The sequence below is a fragment of the Flavicella sediminum genome (genome assembly GCF_006381105.1).
In the GTDB taxonomy this organism is placed as follows: domain Bacteria; phylum Bacteroidota; class Bacteroidia; order Flavobacteriales; family Flavobacteriaceae; genus Flavicella; species Flavicella sediminum.
Window position 1 is genome coordinate 192,661 of record NZ_VDET01000001.1, and the last position, 24,086, is coordinate 216,746.

At 32.8% G+C, this 24,086-nt stretch carries 11 protein-coding genes; 10 read left to right on the forward strand and 1 reads right to left on the reverse strand.

All coding sequences use genetic code 11. The features are described 5' to 3' along the window. Positions 1 to 21: 21 nt before the first annotated feature. The 10 genes from FGM02_RS00560 to FGM02_RS00605 all read left to right on the forward strand — a co-directional run bounded on the left by FGM02_RS00560 (position 22) and on the right by FGM02_RS00605 (position 20,547). A complete protein-coding gene (locus tag FGM02_RS00560; protein WP_139955897.1) occupies positions 22 to 1,044 on the forward strand; it encodes an L-rhamnose/proton symporter RhaT in 1,023 nt (340 codons plus the stop codon). Between the two features lie 17 nt (positions 1,045 to 1,061). After that, positions 1,062 to 2,306 (forward strand): glycoside hydrolase family 117 protein, encoded by a 1,245-nt coding sequence (locus FGM02_RS00565; protein ID WP_139955899.1) that lies wholly within the window; start codon positions 1,062 to 1,064, stop codon positions 2,304 to 2,306. A gap of 144 nt (positions 2,307 to 2,450) precedes the next feature. Then, positions 2,451 to 4,010 (forward strand): alpha-L-fucosidase, encoded by a 1,560-nt coding sequence (locus FGM02_RS00570; RefSeq protein WP_139955901.1) that lies wholly within the window; start codon positions 2,451 to 2,453, stop codon positions 4,008 to 4,010. Between the two features lie 433 nt (positions 4,011 to 4,443). Continuing rightward, on the forward strand, positions 4,444 to 6,738 hold the full coding sequence (locus FGM02_RS00575) for a PAS domain-containing sensor histidine kinase (protein ID WP_139955903.1): 2,295 nt from the start codon (positions 4,444 to 4,446) through the stop codon (positions 6,736 to 6,738). Between the two features lie 76 nt (positions 6,739 to 6,814). Beyond that, the gene (locus tag FGM02_RS00580; protein WP_139955905.1) at positions 6,815 to 7,792 is read left to right on the forward strand and encodes a response regulator transcription factor; all 978 of its coding nucleotides are present in this window, start codon (positions 6,815 to 6,817) and stop codon (positions 7,790 to 7,792) included. 336 nt (positions 7,793 to 8,128) lie between these two features. After that, entirely contained in the window at positions 8,129 to 9,106 is a 978-nt protein-coding gene (locus FGM02_RS00585; protein WP_139955907.1) for a response regulator, read from the forward strand. A gap of 264 nt (positions 9,107 to 9,370) precedes the next feature. Then, complete coding sequence (locus tag FGM02_RS00590) at positions 9,371 to 14,101, forward strand: ice-binding family protein (RefSeq protein ID WP_139955909.1); 4,731 nt, start codon at positions 9,371 to 9,373, stop codon at positions 14,099 to 14,101. A 375-nt stretch (positions 14,102 to 14,476) separates the two neighbouring features. Continuing rightward, positions 14,477 to 16,993 carry a T9SS type A sorting domain-containing protein gene (locus FGM02_RS00595; RefSeq protein ID WP_166461106.1) on the forward strand — a complete coding sequence of 839 codons (2,517 nt, stop codon included), beginning with the start codon at positions 14,477 to 14,479 and terminating at the stop codon, positions 16,991 to 16,993. Positions 16,994 to 17,128: 135 nt separating this feature from the next. After that, positions 17,129 to 19,852 (forward strand): right-handed parallel beta-helix repeat-containing protein, encoded by a 2,724-nt coding sequence (locus FGM02_RS00600; protein WP_139955911.1) that lies wholly within the window; start codon positions 17,129 to 17,131, stop codon positions 19,850 to 19,852. Continuing rightward, complete coding sequence (locus FGM02_RS00605) at positions 19,849 to 20,547, forward strand: hypothetical protein (RefSeq protein WP_139955913.1); 699 nt, start codon at positions 19,849 to 19,851, stop codon at positions 20,545 to 20,547. The genes FGM02_RS00600 and FGM02_RS00605 overlap by 4 nt, the downstream gene beginning before the upstream one ends. A 95-nt stretch (positions 20,548 to 20,642) precedes the next feature. Here the strand turns inward: FGM02_RS00605 and FGM02_RS00610 are convergent, their stop codons facing one another. Then, positions 20,643 to 23,999 (reverse strand): VCBS repeat-containing protein, encoded by a 3,357-nt coding sequence (locus FGM02_RS00610; protein WP_243739316.1) that lies wholly within the window; start codon positions 23,997 to 23,999, stop codon positions 20,643 to 20,645. Positions 24,000 to 24,086 lie beyond the last annotated feature (87 nt).

Sequence of the window (24,086 nt, forward strand, 5' to 3'; positions counted from 1 at the left end):
ATAAACTTAAACAATAATTTTATGATAACAGGTGTATTATTTGCAGTACTTGCAGGATTATTATTAGGGCTATATGCCTTGCCAGAAAAATTTACCAAAGATTTTGAATTCGAAAATACATGGAGTATGTTTTTCGCAATCAACACTTTTGTAGTGCCCAATATTGCCGCATTTTTATTAATTGATGGTTTTGCCGATGTGTTAGGCGCAATTCCTTCCAATGTGTTAATTGCCATGATTGTTTCAAGTGTTGCTTGGGGGATTGGAGCCATGATGTGGGGAAAAGCAATTAATTATATAGGACTTTCTTTAGGTTTCTCTATATTTATTGGAACCATTATTTTAGTCGGTTCTTTGATTCCGTTTTTTGTAGGAGGTATTCCAGCAACAAATGTGTTCTTAACTATTTTAGGAGGTTTGGTTGTGGTGCTTATTGGAGTAATGGCAAATGGTAAAGCCGGAATATTACGTCAAAAAGATGAAGAGGGGGCTAAAGCTGAAGGGGATCAAAAAAGTGGTTCTATGGCTACGGGTATTCTTATTGCCATTGTAGGTGGTTTGCTAGCAACAGGGTTTAGTTTTGCAAATTCTTATGGTGCCGAAATTATTGACCAAGCTTCACAGGCACAAGGAAATGCTTCTTGGAAAAGTGCGATTGCAGTAATGTATGTTATTTATATGGCCGGAGGTGTTGCTATTGCGGTATATTTTATTCAGCAATTAACAGCTAAAAAATTATGGGGTAAATTCAAAACACCTCATTTAGGCAAAAACATCATGTTAACGAGTATTATGGGCGTTTTTAACTTTGCCGCTTCTGTAGTGTTTGCCTACGCGGCTTTTAAATTAGGAAAAGAATTAGGAGGAAGTGTTGGTTATGCAATTTTTAATACCGCCTGTGTTGTGACGGCTATTGTAAGTGGTCTGATTACAAAAGAGTGGGTAAAGGCTTCTTCAAAAGCAAAAAACTCATTGTATTTAGGTTTATCTTGTATGGTGATTGGAATTTTAATTATTGCGTATTCAAATACATTAGCTTCATAAAAATAAAAAAGAATAAAATGAAAAAAATAAAATTTATAATCCCTGTATTAATAGGGCTAAGCTTTTTTTCTTGTGAGAAAAAAGCAGATTGTAAGCATGAACATGTTAAGCAGGTAGAATTGACTGATGAAAAACAAGATTTTCTTGGAATTACCAATAAAGATAAATTAAGTGCCGCTTCTAAAAGAGCTTTGCTATGGCCAGATGAATTATTGCATGGCAATGATTGGTTTTTTAAATATGAAACTTATGATTTAAAAGGAGATTTGGCCTATGAAGAAGGCGTGGTAAGAAGAGATCCTAGTGCAATTATCAAACATGATGGAAAATATTATGTTTGGTACAGTAGAAGTACAGGACCTTCTCAAGGTTTTGGAGGAGATGTTGTAAAAGACAAAGTTTTCCCTTGGGATCGTTGTGATATTTGGTATGCAACTTCTAAAGATGGTTTGACTTGGAAAGAAGAAGGTGTGGCGGTAGCTAGAGGAAAAGCAGGAGAATATGACGATCGTTCTGTGTTTACTGTTGAAATTATGGAACATGACGGAATGTATTATTTATCGTACCAAACCGTTAAAAATCCTTACAGCGTTCGTGTAAAAAATCAAGTAGGTTTGTCATGGTCTAATTCTCCAAATGGTCCTTGGACCAAAGCAAAAGAACCAATTTTAAGTCCGGCTGATAATGGAATTTGGAAAGGAGAAGAGCAAGATCGTTTTGCTGTAATTAAGAAAGGTGATTTTGACAGTCATAAGGTGCATGATCCGTGTATTCTTCCTTTTAAAGGCAAATTTTATTTGTATTATAAAGGTGAACAAATGGGAGAAGCGATTACTTTTGGTGGTCGTCAAATTAGACATGGGGTAGCAATTGCTGACAATCCAAAAGGGCCTTATGTAAAGTCTCCATACAATCCTATTAGTAATAGTGGTCATGAAATTTGTGTTTGGCCATACAACGGAGGTATTGCTTCTTTAATTACAACAGATGGACCTGAAAAAAATACGGTACAATGGTCTCCTGACGGAATTAACTTTGAAGTAAAAGCGGTTGTGAAAGGAGCGCCACATGCCATTGGTTTAAATAGAACAGCAGATAATGAAAAAGAACCAACTGAAATTTTACGTTGGGGATTGACACATGAATACAAAAATTACAACTACCAGTATATTCGTGGATTTAAAACGTCAAGAATGCAATACCACACTGCAAAAGGTGTTGTAAAAAAAGGAAGTGAGTTTTCTGTGAAAAATCAGAAATAATAGAACTTTATTTATAAAAAAAGATCAGTTTTATCCTGGTCTTTTTTTTGTGGTAGTTATTAAAACATACCTTTTAGTCTTCTATGTGAAATTTCAGTAAGTTTGAAGGAATAAAATTAGTATTCAATAGTAAAAAGTAATCCTATGAAATATCAAAATTTTTTAATCATCAATACTCTTGTTTTTTTATTGTTTGTTTCTTGTCAGGAATCAAAAAAAGAAAAATCACGAAAATACCATGCAAATTGGGAATCCTTAAAAGAACATCAAACACCTGAATGGTTTTTAGATGCAAAATTTGGAATTTATTGTCATTGGGGACCTTATTCTGTGCCCGAATATAAAAACGAATGGTATTCGCATTGGATGTATGTAAACAAGGACAATCCTGAAGCTAAAAATGGAGAGGCAAGTCACTATTACAAACATCACGTAGAAACTTATGGAACCTTAGATAAATTTGGCTACAAGGATTTTATTCCCATGTTTACTGCCGAAAAATTTGATGCAGCAGAATGGGCAGATTTATTTCAAAAAGCAGGAGCTAAATTTGCAGGGCCGGTATCAGAACATGCAGATGGTTTTGCCATGTGGGATAGTGAATTGACGCGTTGGAATGCTAAAGACATGGGGCCTAAAAGAGATATTATGGGAGAACTTTCTAAAGAAATTAGAAAGCGAGATATGAAATTTATTGCTACTTTCCACAGGCAATGGTTGTATGCATGGTTTCCTACATGGGATGAAACGACAGATGCGGCTGATCCTGAATTTGCAGATTTGTATGGACCTAAAGTAAACAAAGGCGACTTTCAATTTCCACACAAAAAAAATCACGCAACTGCGAATGGAGAAAAATTTCATTACCCAATGGCAGGAAAAGAATTTAACGACGAATGGTTAAATAGGTTAAAAGAAATTATCAATAAATACGATCCAGATTTGGTGTGGTTTGATAACAAAATGGATATTATTTCTGAAGAACACAGACAAGAGTTTTTAGAATTTTATTACAATCATGCAGATAAAAAAAATCAAGAAGTAGTGTCTACTTATAAATTTGAAGACTTTGCCAAAGGATCTGCCGTACTAGATTTGGAAAGAGCCAGAATGAGTGAAAAGAAAGAATTTCCTTGGTTAACCGATGATTCTATAGATTGGAATTCTTGGTCGCATATAAAAAATCCAAAATATAAAACAACCAATAGGTTGATTGATTTTTTAGTAGATGTGGTTAGTAAAAACGGAGCGGTATTGTTAAATATTACACCCAAAGCCAATGGAGAAATTCCAGAACCTGTAAAAGAGCGTTTGTTAGAAATGGGAGCTTGGTTGCAAACTAATGGTGAAGCAATTTACGGAACCAGAACTTTTGATATTTATGGAGAGGGAAGTTTTAAAGCAGTAGAAGGACATTTGAGTGAGCAAAAAAATGCAGACAATACAGCAGAAGATATTCGCTTTACCACTAAGGGGAACATTTTATATGCTATTGCTTTGGCTTGGCCAGAAGGAAAAGAATTTACCATACATTCTTTGGTGAAAGACAATGGTTTGTTTCCTGTAAAAATAAAATCTATTCAATTATTAGGAGACAATCAAGATTTGAAATTTGAGCGAAATGATAAAGGATTGACGATTGAACTTCCTGAAAATAAAAAAGGAAATCATGCTTTTACTTTTAAAATAACCCCAGAGAATTAGGGGTTATAGGTTTTTCCTTTTTAAATTTCACCGGTTAAATCATAAATAACTAAAGTTTTTATAGGTTATAGAAACTTTAGTTATTCAACAGCTTGCACAACTTTATTTTACATGATCATCCTAAATGCACAAGGGATGTTCATGTAAGGTTGTTATCAAAAGTTTAGATTGATGTACGTTTTGTTTCCTAAATGAATTATTTCTGTAAATTTTGATACATAACAGTAGAATAAACTAAATCCTTATTGCCTATTAAATTAGTGTACCTTTACAAGGCTCGGCTTACCCGATTTCATTAATTCTTTTTTTCAGATGTTTCTGATAATAAAAAAAGAGTATTACAAATATTTTCTTGCTACTTACCCACAAGAATTATAAAAATTCTTAACCAATAAGCGACTAAAGTAACAACAAAATTATAAAAAGAAGAGCTATGACCAAATCCAAGAATATAATTCTGGAATTAAAGGAACAGAATGTTGACTTTACGAATAAAAATAAAACGCTAGAGCTAGCAAAAACTAAAGCAGAAACAGTAAATCGTAAACTAAACTTATTTTATGACATTTCACCTAATGGGCATTATATTGTTGAAAGTAATGGTGAAATTGTTCATATTAATAATAGCGGTTTAAGTCTTTTAAATAAAAAAATGAAGGATGCAGCCAACATTAGTTTCTGCGAATTTATCTCGGAAAAAGACCTACCTAATTTCAATGCTTTTTTACAAAAAGTAAAACGTACAAATTCTGATAATTTCTACGATATACAATTATCTATAAATAAAAAAAACATACTTGTTGAATTAATAGCTACATATTTAGAAAAAGAAGAACAATATCTTATAATTACCATAAAACGAACCCAAAAAGAACATCTTAATAGAATATTATTAGAAAATAAGTTTATTTTTAAAGAAACTCAAAGAATGGGCCATATTGGCTCCTTTAAATTCAGTATATCTAATAACTTAATAGAAATATCTGAAGAGTTGTATTTAATTTTTGGGATTCCCCGTGAAACGTCTATTACTATTTCAAATTGGAAAAACATTGTTCATCCTTTAGACAGAGAAATGATGGTTAATTTTTTTAAAAGATGTATTGCGAATCATGTATCATTTCATAAGGAATACAGAATTATTCGGCAGAATGACAATCAAGTGAGGTGGTTAGATGGATGGACAGAAATTGCTTTTGACACGGAAACAAATAAACACACTATGATTGGAGTAATCCAAGACATTACCGAACGAAAATTATCGCAAGAAAAAATACAATATACAGAAACACGTTCTCATCAAATTTTTGAATCCTCAAAAGAAGGTATATTAATACTTAACGCAATTACCGGACAAATTACGGATGCAAATCCTTTTTTAATAGAATTGATTGGATATAACTACCACGAGTTAGTAGGAAAAGAGCTTTGGCAAATTGGTGTTTTTAAAAATATAGCGGCTTCTAAAGAAACTTTTATCGAATTACAAAACAAAGAATATATTAGGTTTGAAGACATGCCATTAGAAACAAAAGATGGAAACTCAATAGACGTAGAATTTGTAAGTAATGTATATATGGTTGATAAGAATAAAATAATTCTGTGCCATATTAGAGACATTTCTGATCGTAAAAGAGCAGAAAAAGCATTGCATGAAAGAGGTCAATTATATTATGCTATGTTCGAAAAAAACCAAACCCCACAACTATTAATAGATCCTATTAATGGTAATGTCATTGACGTGAACTCATCAGCAGCAAAGTTTTACGGGTATTCTTTAGAAGAATTTAAATTAATGTCACTATCAGACATTAGTACGTTTCCTTCTGAACAAATATTGGAAGAGATGAAAAAATTTACAATCACAGGGCCCTCTTATTTTGAGTTTATTCATAAGTTAGCTTCAGGTGAAACTAGAGATATTGAAATGTATACGAGTCCTTTATCTATTAATGGACAAGCTTTATTAATTTCAACTATAAACGACATTTCTAAACGGAAACTAGAAGAAGAAAGACTGGTACAATTAAATAAAAACTTAAAAGAAGTAAACGTCTTAAAATCGCAATTTATTTCTACTGTTTCTCATGAATTTAGAACTCCTTTAGCAGGGATTCTGTCTAGTGTTCAATTATTACAAATTTATAGCGATACTTGGAACAAGGATAAAAAAGAAAAAATTTTTAAGCAGATATTTGATGGCGTACAACAAACAAAAGCATTATTAGATGATGTTTCTCTTATAGACGAAGAACAAACTAGTAAATCTTTTTTTAGACCAACAAATATTCAACTTATTCCGCTTCTTGAAGAGATTATTGAAGAAAATTTAAGTATCTCAGAAACCAATCAAAAAATAATTCTAAAATCTCAATTGAAAATTGAAAATTATTACATGGACGCAATAATGATTCGTCATATTTTTAATAACGTAATTTCTAATGCCTTAAAATACAGTGGTAAAAACATTGCGTTTCATTTAAAAGAGAACAACCATAAGGAGATAGAATTCAAAATTATAGATCAAGGAATTGGAATACCTCATGAAGAAATAAAATATTTATTAGAACCTTTTTACCGTGCTACTAACAAAGGTGCTGCAAAAGGAACCGGTTTTGGATTGTCTATTGTTAAAAGATTTGTTGACCTTCATAAAGGTCAAATGTTAATAGAATCTATTGTAGATAAAGGAACTACGGTAACTATTTCATTACCATACCTACAGTAGAAAATGTTTAGTAAAAAATAAAATCTAAATGAAAGCTGTATTTTCACTCAACAACAAGTAATTCTTATTTTTTAAAATGAAAAAAATCCTGATCATAGAAGATGACACTATTTTAAGAGAAAATACTGCTGAATTTATTAGAGCAAATAATTTTGAGGTATTTGTTGCAAAAGACGGGCTAGAAGGCGTTCAAAAAACTTTAAGACATCTACCTGATCTTATAATTTGCGATATATCGATGCCTAACATGAATGGTTATGATTTTTACAAAACAATTAAGCAAATTAAAGCTACATATACAATTCCTTTAGTGTTTTTTTCAGCAAGAACTGAAAAAGAAGACATAAGGGCTGGTATGCAATTGGGCGCTGATGATTATATTACAAAACCATTTGATCTACATGAAGTATTAAAAGTAATTAATACACGTCTTGATAAATATGATAAGCTGGTAAAAATTAATGAAGATAAATTTCATGCACTTATCGATCATCCAACTTTAGGAATTTATATTTACGAAAACGGTAAATTTATATTTTATAATGAACCCTTAGCAGCTATTTTTGGTTACCAATACGATGATTTTTCTTCCATAAGTTTTGAAGATCTTCTGGATGAAAAACAGTGCGATAAGAAAAAAATTTTAAATGACCTAGATCGTTGTTTAAAAGACTCTAAAGGTTATATATCTCATAAATTTAAAGCGACTCATAAAAATTCTACTCCTATTTTTGTTGAATTAACTGGTACAGTAATTAATTATGAAGGTAAATCGAGTCTTGCAGGCAATATCTTTAAAATAGATAACATTAGTAAAACATCAATTATATTTAAAGAGATCTTAGACGACCCACCAAACTTAACCAAACGAGAACTTGAAGTTTTAAAACTAATTTGTAATGGGAAATCTACTTTAGAAACCTCAGAAATTCTTTTCCTTAGCCAACGTACTATTGAGACTTACCGAGCAAATTTATTAGAAAAGACAAAAAGTAAAAACATTGCTGAACTAATTATGTACGCTATTAAAAATGGATTAATCCTTGTGGATTAATAACTAGAATCAAATATCGAATAATTTAGAGGCCTTTCTTAAATAAGTTTTTAGTTCTTTTAAACTTAGCTCCAAAATACGATCTATTAAAATACGCTAAATCAGATTCTTCATACTATTTTGTTTTAAATCTTCACCGCTCAGTATTTATACCCATCGTTATTGCTTATTTTTTTTAACAAATCGGTAAATGTACTGACCTGCTTTGTTGTTAAAAATATGTTCTTTGCCGCATAACGAGAGATTATTAAGGCAGATTCCATCATTAATTTAATAATCGAAATAATTCTGTATCTATAAGTCTAACATAGAAAACTGATTATTACAATTTTTTAAATGAAAAAAATACTTATCATCGAAGATGACAATGTCTTAAGAGGAAATACAGCCGAGTTCATTAAAGGTCAAAATTTTGATGTTTACATAGCAGAAGATGGACTTGTAGGCGTGCAACAAACCTTAAAATATTTACCAGATCTGATACTTTGCGATATATCTATGCCTAATATGAATGGGTACGATTTCTATAAAACAATTAAACAAATTAAGGCTACTTCTACCATTCCTTTAGTCTTTTTTTCTGCAAGAACAGAAATTGAAGACATAAGAGCAGGAATGCAATTGGGAGCTGATGATTATATAACTAAACCTTTCAATCTTTATGAATTGTTGAAAGTTATAAATACACGGCTCGCAAAATATGATACATTAAAGCAGATTAACAACGAAAAATTTCAAGCACTTATAAATCACCCAACATTGGGTATTTACATTTATAATAACGGTAAATTTTTATTTTACAATAATATATTAGCAAATATTTTTGGTTACAATTACGATGATTTTGCGTGTGTAAATATTGGAGATCTCCTGGATGAAAAAAAATGTAACAAAAAAAACATTTTAAATGATTTAGACCGTTGTTTAAAAGCCTCAACGGGCTCTGTCTCTATTAAATTTGAAACTTCTCATAAAAACTCAAGCGCTATCTTGGTTGAATTATTTGGAACTGTAATTACTTATAAAGGACAATCTTGTTTAGCTGGTAATGTGTTTAAATTAGACAACCTAAATAAAAACCTATTTAATTTTAAAGACAGTATAGAAATATTGCCAAAATTAACGAATAGAGAGCTTGAGGTTTTAAAATTAATCTGTAAAGGAAAATCTACTTTAGAGACATCTAAAATACTTTTTTTAGGTCAACGAACTATTGACACCTATAGATCAAACCTTTTAGAAAAAACAGAAAGCAAGAACACAGCAGAACTTATAATGTATGCTATTAGAAATAGATTAATAGAAATAGAGTAAGAAAACAGATTCTTCTAATGACTATAAATTTCAAAAAATAGAGTCCCCCAATACTATTAAGAATTACATCTAACAGCTCTAATAAAAGATATATAAAACTATATAATTACCATATATATATATTAGGTATTTATACCCAATGTGTTTTCATTTATTTAATGAGAATAGGTAAATGTACTGACTGTTATCACTTAAACATAACGGTACTTTGCATTCTAAACAGATAATTAATAGTAGAATTTCTGTTTATTAAAAAACATTAATATGAAAAAAGGTATACTTTTATTTGCAATAACAATATTTCTTTTTTTTACTTCAATCAGAAGTATCAGTCAAACACTTGAATTAGGAATAATTGATTCTTTTGAAGGTTTCAGTGGAGAAGGAGGAATTACAAATGGGGCTGGAGCCGTATGGACAGGAGATGTTGGTACCAATGCGGGAGCCATAACCGGAAGTTTTGTGGGCGATAAATACCAGGCGACTGATGATACAGCTCAAGCTAGGTTCGATTTAATGAGAACCTATATTCATCTTAACGATATTTTTGTTGATTACCATGGTACTCATGCCCCTGCCTTTGGTGGAGAAACGATTACTCCTGGTGTATATTACACTGCCGCTGCTGGGTCGGTAGGAGGAGAGCTTATTCTAGATGGTGGTGGTGACCCTGATGCATTCTTTATTATTAAATTCATGGGGGCAATTACTGTTGGCGCTAACGCAGAAGTTACTTTACTAAATGGTACAAAATCCTGTAATGTGTTTTTTATGTCTGGTGCAGCAATCTCTGTTGGAGCAAATGCGAATATAAAAGGAACTTTATTTTCAAAGGTTGGGGCTATTGACGTTGGTACAGGTGCTACTCTAGAGGGTAGAATGTTATCCATGGCTGGAGCAATAACCACTGGAGCTAATGCAACTGTTTATCAACCTCCTTGCAAAAGTACTATTCCAATATTTTGTGAATTTGGTTGTGGACCCGCTCCTGAGGTAGATATTTTAGGGGTTGTTTCAGAATTTTCACTTTATACGAATATAGGTGCTGTAGGTAACACAAGTATTACAGGAGTTAATGGTAAAATTGGTACAAACTCGGGAGGGATAGCTGGTTTTGGGAATTCGATTCATATAGGAACAGAACATATAGCAGATGCTCTTACAGCACAAGCTAAAATAGATTTAGATAGTGCTTACATTAAACTGATGCTTTTACCTGTGACAGGTGTTCATTTAGCTCCATCTTTTGGTGGAGGAGAAACCCTTAGTCCTGGAGTTTATCATGTAACTGGGGCAGGATCTATAGCAGGAACTATTACTCTTGATGCGGCAGGAGATCCAGATGCAATATTTGTAATTAGGTTTGGAGGAGCTATTAGCATAGCAGCACAGACAACAATGCTTTTAAGCAATGGTGCAAAACGTTGTAATATTTTTTGGCTTGGTGGTGCCGGTGTTATTACTGGTGCAGTTACTATTGGTTCTGGATCTGTTCTAAAAGGTAATTTCTTCTCACATGGTGGGGCTTGTAATTCAGGTGAAGGAGTGTTTTTAGCAGGTAGACAACTTTCTACGGAGGGGGCAATTAATACAAATACAAGTATTTTGTATAGAGATCCAGAATGTGTTACCTCCATCTCTTTAACAGCCATTGACACTGATGGTGATGGTATTTATAATGACGCAGATATAGATGATGATAATGATGGTATTTTAGATACTATTGAAGATTGTATTGATCTCGATGGGGATGGGGTTACTAATGAGTTAGATTTAGATGCAGATAACGATGGTATCCCAGACAATATTGAAGCACAGTCTACAAAAAATTATGGTATACCAACAGGTATAGATTCTGATGATGATGGTTTAGATGATGCATACGATGCAACACCAAATGGAAGTTCAGATGGAACAGGATCCATTGGTATTGTGCCACTAAATACAGATGAAAATGCAACTGTAGGAGCAGACATTACTCCAGATTATTTAGATTTAGACGCTGATGGAGATGGGGTCTTTGATGTTATAGAATCTGGTAGTGGTTTACCCGAAAATGGTAATGGAGTATCTACGGGTACCTTTGGAGATAATGGTTTAAATGACCTTGCAGAAACTGGAAATATTGACTTAGGTTATACAGATCTTAATGGAATATTTGACAATACCCAAACAGATAATTTTTCTGATGAAGATGAAGATGCTCTTACGATTGGAGATGTAGATTATAGAGACGCATCTAATGATGGAGTTCCTATGATTACTCAAATATATCAATTTGGTGATGAAAGATGGATTGAAATTACAAATATTCATGCTACCAAAAGCATTGCGGCTAATCTAATTAATATTCAATTATATATAGATAAAACGGGAGATCAATCTGGTATAGCACCAGATGTTACTTATCTAATTACAACTTCAATTGCTGCTGGAAAATCTATTTTAATTAAAAACACTTCTAATACAATTACTAATATAGATGTTTTTGCTTCGGTTGTTACTAACAACTCTTTAACAGACTTTATAAGTGGAAACGATATTATCACATTGTCTTCAATAAATGACGTTGCTTCATATGCGTCTAGGTATGAAGAAGTTACTTCTATAACCGATAATACCTCTTTTGTAAGGATTGATGAAATTTTATTACCCAATGAAAATTATACATCAACTGAATGGATAGCATTTGTTGACTCAGCGCTAGACCCTTATAGAGTTTTAGCTTCCGGAGGCCCAGAAAGACATCCTCATGATCCTTTAATTTCTGAAATAATAAGCGCGAATATAGATGCTAATACGTTATTAGGCTTACACAAGGTAAATATTACATCTAGAATAGGTAGTTCTTGGTCTAATGGTTTTCCAGACAGGTCTAGACATATTGCCATCAATGAAGATTACAACCACATAAGTAGCAGATTAAGTGCTAGAAAACTAATTGTTAATAACAATAGTAAATTAGCTATTACTGATAATTTATTAGTGGTTACTAACGCTATAACACTAACGGCTACTAATGATGAAATTAGATTAATCGGTTCGTCTCAATTAATACAAACACATACAGGCGTGTCTCAAGTAGTTGGTGACGGAAAATTATTAGTAGATCAAAACTCTTTAGTACCTAGTTTATATAGGTACAACTACATGAGTTCTCCTGTAAATACAATGGGAGAAAGTACCTACTATTTAGATGCTGTTTTAAAAGATGGAACCACTTCTTTAGATGCAACAACTGCTATTGGTACTATAGCTAAAAACATTTCGTTTATTGACGGTTATGATGGAGATACTTCAGACCCAATCTCTTTGGCTGATTGTTGGATGTATACCTATTCTCCAAACGCAGATGGGCGATCTAATTGGGCTCATAAATATAAAAACCTTGAAATAAGCAAAGGAGATGGCTTTATCTTTAAAGGACCAGGAAGACCGCAAAACTATACTTTTGTAGGAACTCCTAATGATGGAACTTTTAATACTATAGCTTCTGTTGGTAAAGATGAATCTTATTTAATAGGAAACCCTTTTCCATCCGCAATTAGTATTAAAAAATTTATAGAAGACAATATAAATTCTACTACTGCAACGTTATATTTTTGGCAACATGTAGGGGAAAGTTCTGCTGAAGGAATTGCTGGACATTCTTTTTCTGGATATGTGGGGGGTTATGCTACTAGAAATATAGCTATGGGAGTATCTGCTAATAATGCAAACGCTACGGTAGATTTCACTTTAGAGGCTGAAGATGCAAACGAGTTAGAGGGGACATCAATAGATGATGATAGTAAAACAGTTATTGAATTGAATGATATAAATGAATATATTAAGTTTTCTAATATTTCCAGAGGTGTAGATACATTAAGAGTTCATTATAAATCATCTGTTGCTAAAAGTATTAATATTAACGTAAATAATGTTAATAGAGGTGACTTTCTTTTAACTGCGACAAGTGGTAATTACATAAATAGAATTATTAAATTGTGTATAGAAAGTGGCAGTAATATTATCTTTACTTCTAATGATGAAAATTCTATTTACATAAATAATGTATGGTTTAAAGATGGTGATGGAAAAACAGAATGTGCACCAGATACTGGCGGAAGCGTATATGATGATTCATATTTTACTGTAGAGCCATATATTGCAATCGGCCAAGGATTTTTTATTCAAGGAGATCCAACTGATGGTGGCCCAATTATTTTTAACAATAGCCAAAGAGAATATAAAATAGAAGAAACTGGCTCATCTGTATTCTTTAAAGGTAAAAATACCAAATCTAAAGAAATTAAAGAATTTAAATTACCGCTTTTAAAAATAGGAATGAACTTTACAAATGCTCAAGAAAATCGGCTGCACCGTCAAATAGGAGTTTCTTTTCATGAATCAAATTCTTTTGCTTTTGATAAAGGATATGACTCTGAAATGTATGATATGAGTACTACTGATATTTACTGGAAATTTCCAAATAATGAACTTCATTATGTAATTGCTGGTGTGCAAGAAATTACAGCTAATTTAGAAGTTCCTGTGGTAATTAATATGGGATACAATGGATCAATTTCTATAATGATAGATGAAATAAAAGACATTGATCAAGATGTTTTTATAAAAGATAAGCTTACAAATCAAACACAGAAAATAAACAATGCTTCTGCTACGTTTCAATTAGAAGAAGGTATATATTCAGATCGGTTTGCGTTGACTTTTATTGAAAGTTCAGCATTGTCTAATGATAATTCTAACCTTGTTATAACTAATATAAAGGTCTATTCAAATAATAATAGTATTATTATTTCTAAAGATGACGATTTAAGTATTACAAGCGTACAATTATATAGCTTTCTTGGGAAAAAAGTAGGTCTTTGGGAAATTATTGAAGACAAAAATTATTACAATCTAAAAACAGAAAACCAAATGTCTTGTGGAGTGTATATTGTTAAAATAAACACCAGTAAAGGTCAGATAAACAAGAAAATACTAGTTAAGTAAAAATAGATAACAGCTTACATATAAATGATTTATTAAAGATTTTGTCTTTAATTGTAATTTTTAGTGGAATCCCTATAAAACTAAACTCATTTATTGTAAGTTTTTTTAACGTATTACTTTTAGAATTCAATAATATCACAATAGCTATTTACACAAATAGCACCTCATCCAAAACTACCAATTGATAATAATGATTTATTACATCTTTAATTATAAGTCTTATATATGTAATCTCACAAGTAAACACAGAATAAACAAGACATAGAATAACAAATTTTTAAAAGTACAAAACACATTCGTTCTAGTATCAAATACATCTGTCACTACAATCTAAGCAAGGTACAATTAGCTTTGTAAGGATAAAATAGTTGATACATGAATAAAAATTACCTCAAGACAATTTTTAGAAAAAGCAGCGTGCTTTTCCTTTTTTTAGGAATTACGAGTTATGCACAAAATAACACCGTAACAATTGATATTGCTTGTCAGCGGTTTCTTAATGAGGTTTCGGAATTGGATAGGACTAAATATTTTTCTGTTCACGATTCAGGAACGGATAAAGAGCAAGCTGCCTTTAGAAAAGATTATAATGTAACTGGTGGAAGAAGTTTTTGGGGTGCCTTTTCGTTTGCAAAATCAAAAACAGGTTCGGTTGGCGTGTATCCGGCAAGTAAAAACGGAAATAACAATCCAAAAGAAGTCAACAGAGGGCAAATAAGTACAGAGCATCCAAGTTCTGCTTTTGTTGATGGAATGGATGTTGAAAAGGCTGCAAATTGGGCGGTTGAATATTTTAAAGACTTTCAAACGGATGCTGGGCGACCAGAATATGTGGAGGTAATGAACGAACCATTTGTGCATGCTTCAGATTTTTATGACGGTTGGAATGCGGCAGAGAACAATCGAATTAAAAAACAAATGGCTTTGTTTTACAAGGAAGTGGGTAAAAAAATTCAAGAAGATGCCTTGCTAAACAAAATAAAAGTTATTGGTTACTCTTCTGCTTGGCCTTCTGTAGAATTGTATGATTTTGGACACTGGGAAGAGAACATGAAAATGTTTATGGATACGGCTGGTGAGCATATGTATGGTTTTGCCACACATTTGTACGACGGTGTGAATGTAGAAGGACAAGACAACAAACGATCGGGAAGTAATTCTGAAGCTATTTTAGATTTGATCGAGAATTATAGCATGATGAAATGGGGCGTTGTAAAACCACATGCAATTTCTGAATATGGAGCTATTGAAAAAGGATACGGAGATGCTTATAGCGACATTGCCAGTGCGCAAACCACTATTTCTATCAATCATATCTTATTTAATTTATTGGATAGAGAAGATCGATTAACCTGTTCTATCCCTTTTATTACAGGGAAAGCGACTTGGCATATAAATGAGGCGAATAATTACCAACCTTATCAAGCAGTACTTTGGAAACCTACAAATATTGGAGAACCTACTCCTGCGGGTTGGGAGTATACCCCTAGAATAAATTTTTACAAACTATGGAAGGATGTCAAAGGCAAGCGGGTTTTTATTAAAAGTGACAATCCAGACATACAATCGCATGCTTTTGTTGATGGAAATAAAATGCATATTGCCTTAAGCAACCTAGATGAAGTTAGTCAAACAGTAGATTTAAAAATGTTGACTTCGTTGACGGATCTAATCAATGTAAAAGTGAAATCTTTAAAAGTTTATGTCGATGCTTTGGCTTCGTATACGGAAACTGTTGTCGACGATTTGACTTCTTTAGAATTGATAAAAGATGAAACCGTAGTTATAGAATTCAATTTAAAAAATGGACTTGCGTTTGACAATGCTTTAAGAACAAAATTATACTACCCAGCCAATAATTTAGAAAAAATTGAAGCAAACAAGGAAATAACATACAGTTTTAACAATGTTGCAACTGGAGATGGTTTTGCGAAATTAAGAATGAGTATTGGAAGAAAACACGATGTTACAAAACAACCTTTAGTCAAAGTAAATGGTGTAGAAGTTCAAGTTCCTGTTAATTATCCTGGCTACGACCAAGCAAATAGAGATGATTATTTTGGAATGATTGAAATTCCTTTTCCAGCAAGTTTACTAAATGAAAGTAATAATGTGTCAGTTGTATTTCCTGATACGGGTGGGAAAATAAGCTCCATGATCTTGTCAACAGATATTTACGACAAAGCACAAAATTCATTCAGCCTTCAAAGTATAGGGAATCCTTGCCCAGGAGAAATGAAAGGTGAATTAAAAATCAAACCACTTATTTCAGATTCTTATAGAGCTAGGTTGACAGGAGAGAATTTTGATGAGACTTACCAATTTTCAAGCAATTATAGCATTCAAAATTTAGCTTCAGGAAAGTATCAGTTGGTCGTTACTTCAGACACGGATGTCAATTTTAAAAGTGAATTTATTTTAGTTATTCAAGAGCCTGAAAGTTTAACGGTAGCATCAAAAATAAATGAAGAAGACAAAATAATGGTACTAAATCTTACAGGAGGTTCTAGTTACAGCATTCGTCATAATAAGGAAACAATACACACAGCGAATTCAGAATACATACTGGAATTAAAGAATGGAGCCAATCAAATAGAAGTAAAAACAGATGCTGATTGCCAAGGTTTATTTTTAGAAAATGTTGCTATTGGAGAAGAAATACACGTATATCCAAATCCGTTTAAGGAGGCAATTACCATAGATTTAGGAATTGATAAAAGTGAGTTTGCTAAGGTAGATTTATTTTCTAGCACTGGAAATTTAGTATTTACTTCGAAAAAAAAAGTGGAAGAAGGAAAAATTAATTTAGTGACATCTTTTATGAAATCGGGGGTTTATGTGGTGGCTGTGCAAACGGCTGCTAAAGTTGTTTTTAGGCAAATGATAAAATGACTCTAAAATGGAACCTCCTTATAGGAACAGTGAACATATAGACAAGGAATAAATACATCTGTATGTATTCAAAAAAAAGCTTACCACTAGCTTGCACCGCATTAATACTGTAAACTTTCACTAATTAAAAATTTTATGAATACAATTAAAAGCGCCATTAAATATGCTGTTTTTCTCTTTTGTGCTGTCATTTCTGCCAAAGATATATATGTAGCAAAAAACGGAAACGATTCAAATGCAGGGACAGAAGTAAGTCCCTATTTAACTTTAACCAAAGCGGCACAAGTTGCCATAGCAGGCGATATTGTTTATATACGTGAAGGGGTTTATGAAGAATTGCTAAAACCTAGCAATTCAGGAACAGCTGGAAATCCTATTATTTTTCAATCTTATCCAGGAGAAAAAGTAGTGATTTCTGCCATGCAATCTTTGTCGGGTTGGACAAAAGACAGTGGTTCTATTTATAAAACAACAATTCCTTTTTCAAGCTTAGGGCAAAAGAATTTTGTAATGAACAATGACACGGCTTTGGATTTGGCAAGATGGCCTAATAAAAATTCAAGCAATCCTTTTGACTTAAATACACTAAGAAACTCTGGAGGAAGTGGCGGTGACGTAATTAACGGTGCTTATTTGACTGAAAATACGATTCCAGCAATAGATTGGACAAATGGAGCCGTGTTTTTTTATGGAGATAAAGGTGGGTCAGGATGGTTGGCATGGAAATCTACAATAACCAGTAGTACTGCAGGACGAGTAAATTTTAATTTGGATAAAAACCCAAATTGGATTAGAACCTTTCATGCACCTGCAGATAAAGGTGATTTTTATTTAGAAGGCGTAAAAGGAGCATTAGATTACCAAAATGAATGGTGGTTCAATGCTAGCACAAAGGAATTATTTGTGCAATTGCCTAGTGGAACGGCTCCGGTAGATGGGGAGGTAAAAATGAGAAGGAGGGAAGAGGTAATTAATTTGGTGAATAAAAAATATATCGAAATTAAAAATTTAGCCGTTTTTGGAGGAAGTATCAATATGTCCGATACCTCAACTTGGAACCAAAACGGAAATAATAAAACTACAAATAATAAGTTGTTCGGAATTTCTTCATTTTATGGTTCTCAAACCCAAGGTGTTTTTACAAGCTTTAGTGCAGGTATAGCAAGCGTTTTTGTTCAAGGATCTGATAATATTATTGAAAAATGTGAAATAGCATTTGGCGCTTCTACAGGGTTGAGTGTTCGTGGAAATAGACATAAAATAATAGATTGCAGGATCCATGATTTTAATTTTCTAGGTTCATATGACGCACCCGTTGTGTTAAGAGGTATGAATGATAGTGAGTTTAGAAATAATGTTGTTTTTAATGGTGGTCGTGATGCTGTAAATTATAGCGGAGCAAATAATGTATTGTCCTATAACGATATTTCAAGAAGTAATTTGATAGCGGATGATTGTGCTTTGTTTTATACCGTTGGAGCCCAGTATACCACAGAAATTCATCACAACTGGTTTCATGATGCTGCCTCAAGTGGAACAAAATCCAAAGCTGCTGGAATTTATTTAGATAATGATGCAGCGGGATTTTCAGTGCATCATAATGTGGTTTGGAATACGGAATGGACTTCCGTACAAATTAACTGGAATGGAAAGGACATAGATATTTTTAACAATACCTTGTTAAACGGTTCAGGTGTTATGGGCGCTTGGCATAAAGATGGTACGGCTTTTTCAAATGTAAAAGTTTGGAACAATTTAGGAAGTGATACCAAATGGGAGCCGCAATCGGATAAGCAAAATAATTTAACCATCACTTCCGATGTGTTTACGGATGCCACAAATAATAGTTATTCTTTAAAACCAAATACTTCTCCTGTAGATGCTGGAAAAGTAATTGCAGGAATAACAGATGGTTTTTCAGGAGCTGCGCCAGATGTTGGTGCCTATGAAGTTGGTAGCGTAAATTGGGTTGCTGGTATTACTTGGGATCCTAATTTAGGGCCAACAGGTTTGGGTTGTTATAATTTACCAGGTGAAGTTTGTTTGTTGTTGCCTAAAAATGATGCAGATAAAGATGGTGTAGATGATGCTTATGACGAATGTCCTGATACGCCAGTAGGTGCCAGTGTGAATGCAAAAGGATGTGCAGTTTTTACTTTGGAAAATGACAATTTTAAACTTCAAGTAACGGGTGTTTCATGTGAAGGAGGTGCCAATGGAAGTATTTCTATTGATGCTAAAAAGAACTTAAACTATACGGCTAAAATAGAAGGAACTACTTTAGAAAAAACGTTTACGGCGACTGCCAATTTTGAGGAATTGAGTGCAGGAACTTATACAGTTTGTTTAACAACAACCGCGGATGCCAATTACAAGCAGTGTTTTGATGTAACGGTAAAAGCACCAGCTAATTTGGAGGTGAATTCTTCGGTAAATGAGGCTAACAATACGTTAGAATTAAATTTATCAGGAAGCCACTTGTATCGTGTTACATTTAACGAGGAAATATTTGTGACCGAAGAAAATAATGTTCAATTAAAATTGTTGCCTGGTGAGAATTCGGTTTCCGTAAAAACAACGAAAGCCTGTCAAGGAACTTTTGAAGAACTAATTATGGGGCAAGCTCCTGAATTCACTTTTGAAAATCCTGTAAATAATGAATTAAAAATACGAACTTCAGTTTCAGTTAAAGAAAAAGTTAGCTATGCCTTATTTACAAGTACAGGTAAAAAACTAAGTCAAGGTTTTTTAAATGAAGCGGAATCGATTATTGATATGTCTGCTATGCCTTCGGGTTTATACATCCTTAGCATTCGCTCAGAAAATTACAAAGTACAATCAAAAATTATTAAGAAATGAGAAATTTAGGAAGAGGGTTAGTCCTTGTTAATGCGCTGTTGTTTTTATTTAGTTGTGGAGGAGGTGATTCAGTAGAGACGGATCCAATTAATAATGATCCAGAAGAAGCCTTATTGGTCAGACCGTTAAAAGATGCTGTTTGTAACGAAGGAACGATAATTTCAGAGACTCAAAGTGATGTGACTTTTGAATGGAACGCTACAGAAAATACAGATTCTTATATTTTGGAAGTAACCAATTTAATGACAAATTCTTTAAATAGTTACAATGCGTCTGCAACCAACAAAGTGGTAACCTTACAGAGAGGGGTTTCCTATGCTTGGAAAGTTTATTCAAAATCTAATACAAACACAAGTGTTGGAGAGAGTGAAACTTGGGATTTTTACAATGCCGGTTTGGGGATTGAAAATTATGCGCCATTCCCTGCAAAAGTTGTAAGTCCAACTATGGGCGGACTTTCAGGTGTGACAACCTTGTTAAAATGGGAGGCTAGTGATTTGGATAATGATGTGTTGGAGTATGGTGTTTATTTGGATACAGCGAATCCTCCTGTAACTAAATTAGGAATGACGTCTTCACAGCAATTTAATGTTTCTTACTTAACAGAAGATATGGTGTATTATTGGAGGATTGTTACCAAGGATAATCATGGGAATGAATCAGTATCACCTGTTTTTGATTTTAGAACACAGTAGAATAGTTAACATTAGAAGTAGAGAATCTTAGTATAAAAATAAAAAGAGCTTGTCGGTATAGACAAGCTCTTTTTTGTTTATGATGATTTAGTTTTTTATTTCTCAAAAGAATAGATTTCCTGCGTATCATTATTATTTGCAATAAAAATATAGTCTTTCGATTTTCCATTAATAAGAACCATATTCCTAACGTCTTTATCGGCATAAAAACCAGTATTTCTATTAGATTTATAAGTTAAGTGTCCGTTTTTATCACCTTTCAGATAAGTTCCAATTCCGGCATCTGCTTTTGTCGTTTCCACTTCAGACATATAGTTGTTTCCTGCTAAAAGTAAATCTTTATAGCCATCCTTATCAAAATCATGGAATATAATACTGTTTATAGGAGAGGTTTGAGCTTCATTGACAAAAGGTTCAAAGTTGAACGATTTATTTTGGTTATTCATAAAAACCCCAGATCTAAATTCATTTACTTCATAATGCAAAGCCGTTTTAATTCCGTTTCCTAAGATTCCTTGTATATCTGAGTTGGCAAAACTATTGTAAGTTTTTATTTTGTTTTTGAGATGAGGCATTTGTTGAGTAGAACAACCTTTACCTCTGACAGGAACTTGTTTGTTCTTGTAGTTTTTTGCTAAGAATATATCTTCGGTACCATTATAGTCGAAATCACGTGTATACACATGAAAAGGTTTATCCTTGTTTGCATGGAATTTATAGTTCAATCCTAAATTCCCCGCAACAATGTCTTGATCTCCATCATTGTCAATATCAGCAATTAATAATTTGTTCCACCAGCCTTTAGCAGAACTTAATTGTGGGTATTCCGTACTTTTTGTTAATTTACCATTAGAGTTTAGAAATACTTCAACTCCCATCCATTCACCACAAACGAGTATATCTAATTTTTTGTCGTTATTTATATCGTACCACACAGCATCAGTTACCATACCTACGTGTTCTAATTCCGATGCTAAGTTTTTCGTTTCTATGGTAAACTTCCCGTTGTTGTTTAGTAGCAAATAACTGGTTGGTGCATAGGGATATTTCGATGGAACTACTCGACCACCCACAAATAAATCTTGGTCACCATCATTGTCATAATCTGCTGCAATAACTACCGAACCAGCACTGGCAATTTCAGGAATACTGTTTAGTGACTTAGAAAAGATTCCTTTTCCGTTATTAATATATAATCTATCCACTAATAAACGGGGAGAATGAGTAAATTCATAACTACCACTTACCACATATAGATCTTGGTCACCATCGTTATCTGCATCAAAAAAACAAGCACCAACATCTTCATAACGACTGTCGGCAATTAGGTCTTTAGACTTTAGTTCTTTGAATGTACCGTTCTTTTGACTTATTAATATTTGACAGGCTTGGTTTGCACCACCTCCAATAAAAAGATCTTCAATACCATCTTTATTGATATCTGTTTTAGAAATAGCTGGACCTGTTTGAGATAATTTATGAGGCAATAAAATTTGTTCATTGTAATCGTCGAATATAGGGTCAATGTGCGTGATGTTTGTTTTTGTTTTTTGAAATAAGGGATGTTTTTTTTCTGTAGAGTTAGTTTTCTCATTGGCTGCTTTAGAATAGGAAATCAAAATGGATTGATTCTTTTTTGCCGTTTTTAAAATTTCTTTTTGACCATCAGACCAAATTATTTCTATTTTTTTTAAGGTATCTTTTTTCGAAATTCCAAAATGGAGAGTGTTTGAAACAGCAGATAGAAAACCACGAGAATTGATTAATTGACGCGTTTGTTTTTTTCCATTTTGAAGATAAAGGTTTGCGATTACTCCAATTCCGAAAGTGTTTTTTTCAGGCCCTTTAAAATTTAATTTTATAAAATCTCCTTGTGTATTTTCAATGGCATTGTTTTTTAAAACCGTGGCCACTTCATTGATGTTATTTACAACTAAATCTAAGTCGCCATCATTGTCCAAATCGGCATAAATGGCTCCATTAGAGAATGTGGGTTTTACATCGTTCCATTCATCAGAAACATCTGTAAATGTTAGGTCTCCTTTATTTTTGAAAAAGTAATTGCTTAATTTTTGTTGAGGTAACATTTTGGCAAAACCTAAAAAATCTTCCTTTGTTGGTTTTCGTTTATTGTGTCTTAGGATTTGTAAAATTTCATTGTTTTTATCTTTGTCAATAACATCCCTAAAAACACCATTGGTAACATATACATCATTCAGCCCATCCAAATCAAAATCTGCTAAAAGTACCGCCCAACTCCAGTCTGTATTTGGTACACCTGCAATTTGACTTATTTCACTAAAGGTTGCATTTCCGTTATTTAATTGCAACATGTTGTGCATGTATTGGTAATGATAACCTTTTTCAACCATAGAAGTAAAGTTGTCTTTAGAGGTCATTCCCATGGTTGTTTTGGATCTAATATAATCGGCAGGATTCATGTCTAAAGCCATTAGGTCAATCAATCCATCATTGTTGATGTCGGCCATGTCACTTCCCATACTATTGAAAGACATGTGTTTTACAAACTGTTCTCTTTTTTCAGAAAAAGTTCCGTTTTTATTATTGATGTAGATGAAATCTGGAATGTCAAAATCATTACAAACATAAATATCCAACCACCCATCGTTATTTAAATCTGTTATTGAAGTACTTAATCCAAATCCTATTTCAGGTACGATTCCTGCTGTTGCAGAAACATTTACGAAATGTCCCGTTCCATCGTTTTGATACAGGTGATCAGAACCTTTTCTTGTAATTGTTTCAGGATTATTTTGAATGCTTTTAAAATCGACCAGTTCAGGCTTTTTAGTCATGTCAGGTGTATTATTTACATACAAGTCTAAATCATTGTCATTGTCGTAATCAAAAAAAACGGCATTGATAGATCTATTGGCATCTGCGATACCAAGTTCTTCAGCTTTTTCAGTAAATGTTAAATCACCATTGTTTAGGTATAAAAGATTCGAGAATTTATTATCTGTGTCCGTCCATCCACCTCGAGAAATATAAATATCTACAAATCCATCATTATTTACATCTGCAACAGTTACACCTGCATCAAATCCTTGTTTTTTTACAATACCTGCTTTAGCCGTAATATCTTCAAATTTAAGATCTCCTTTGTTTAAATACAGTTTATTTTCATGGGTGTTTGAAATAAAAAATAAGTCAACCAAGCCATCGTTGTTAAAATCGGCAGAGGCAACACCACCACCTATATATGTATAGTTGTATTGAAAATAATTCATTTCTAATGTTTCCTCAAGATTATTGGTAAAATGAATTCCAGATTCTTCAGGAGGAAGTACTGTGAATAGTTTTTTCTTAGAAACATTATTAATGGAACTCGGGTCAGCATGTTTACATGCTATTTGAAATAGCAAGAATAAGGAGCTTATTGCCATGTAAAAATAAGAATTAGACTTATTTTTCAGAAGAAAGTCTAGCATAATTAGTGGTCTTTAAAAATGATGGATATTGTCTGTTTAAATTAGGTGCTTTTATACAGTGTTTAGATGAATGTACGGAAATTAATT

Bases quoted from the DNA above. Each gene is read 5' to 3' on its own strand.
- FGM02_RS00600 (WP_139955911.1), top strand. From the start codon at position 17,129: ATGAATACAATTAAAAGCGCCATTAAATATGCTGTTTTTCTCTTTTGT.
- FGM02_RS00595 (WP_166461106.1), top strand. From the start codon at position 14,477: ATGAATAAAAATTACCTCAAGACAATTTTTAGAAAAAGCAGCGTGCTT.
- FGM02_RS00605 (WP_139955913.1), top strand. From the start codon at position 19,849: ATGAGAAATTTAGGAAGAGGGTTAGTCCTTGTTAATGCGCTGTTGTTT.
- FGM02_RS00610 (WP_243739316.1), bottom strand. From the start codon at position 23,999: ATGCTAGACTTTCTTCTGAAAAATAAGTCTAATTCTTATTTTTACATG.
- FGM02_RS00570 (WP_139955901.1), top strand. From the start codon at position 2,451: ATGAAATATCAAAATTTTTTAATCATCAATACTCTTGTTTTTTTATTG.
- FGM02_RS00590 (WP_139955909.1), top strand. From the start codon at position 9,371: ATGAAAAAAGGTATACTTTTATTTGCAATAACAATATTTCTTTTTTTT.
- FGM02_RS00585 (WP_139955907.1), top strand. From the start codon at position 8,129: ATGAAAAAAATACTTATCATCGAAGATGACAATGTCTTAAGAGGAAAT.
- FGM02_RS00560 (WP_139955897.1), top strand. From the start codon at position 22: ATGATAACAGGTGTATTATTTGCAGTACTTGCAGGATTATTATTAGGG.
- FGM02_RS00575 (WP_139955903.1), top strand. From the start codon at position 4,444: ATGACCAAATCCAAGAATATAATTCTGGAATTAAAGGAACAGAATGTT.
- FGM02_RS00565 (WP_139955899.1), top strand. From the start codon at position 1,062: ATGAAAAAAATAAAATTTATAATCCCTGTATTAATAGGGCTAAGCTTT.
- FGM02_RS00580 (WP_139955905.1), top strand. From the start codon at position 6,815: ATGAAAAAAATCCTGATCATAGAAGATGACACTATTTTAAGAGAAAAT.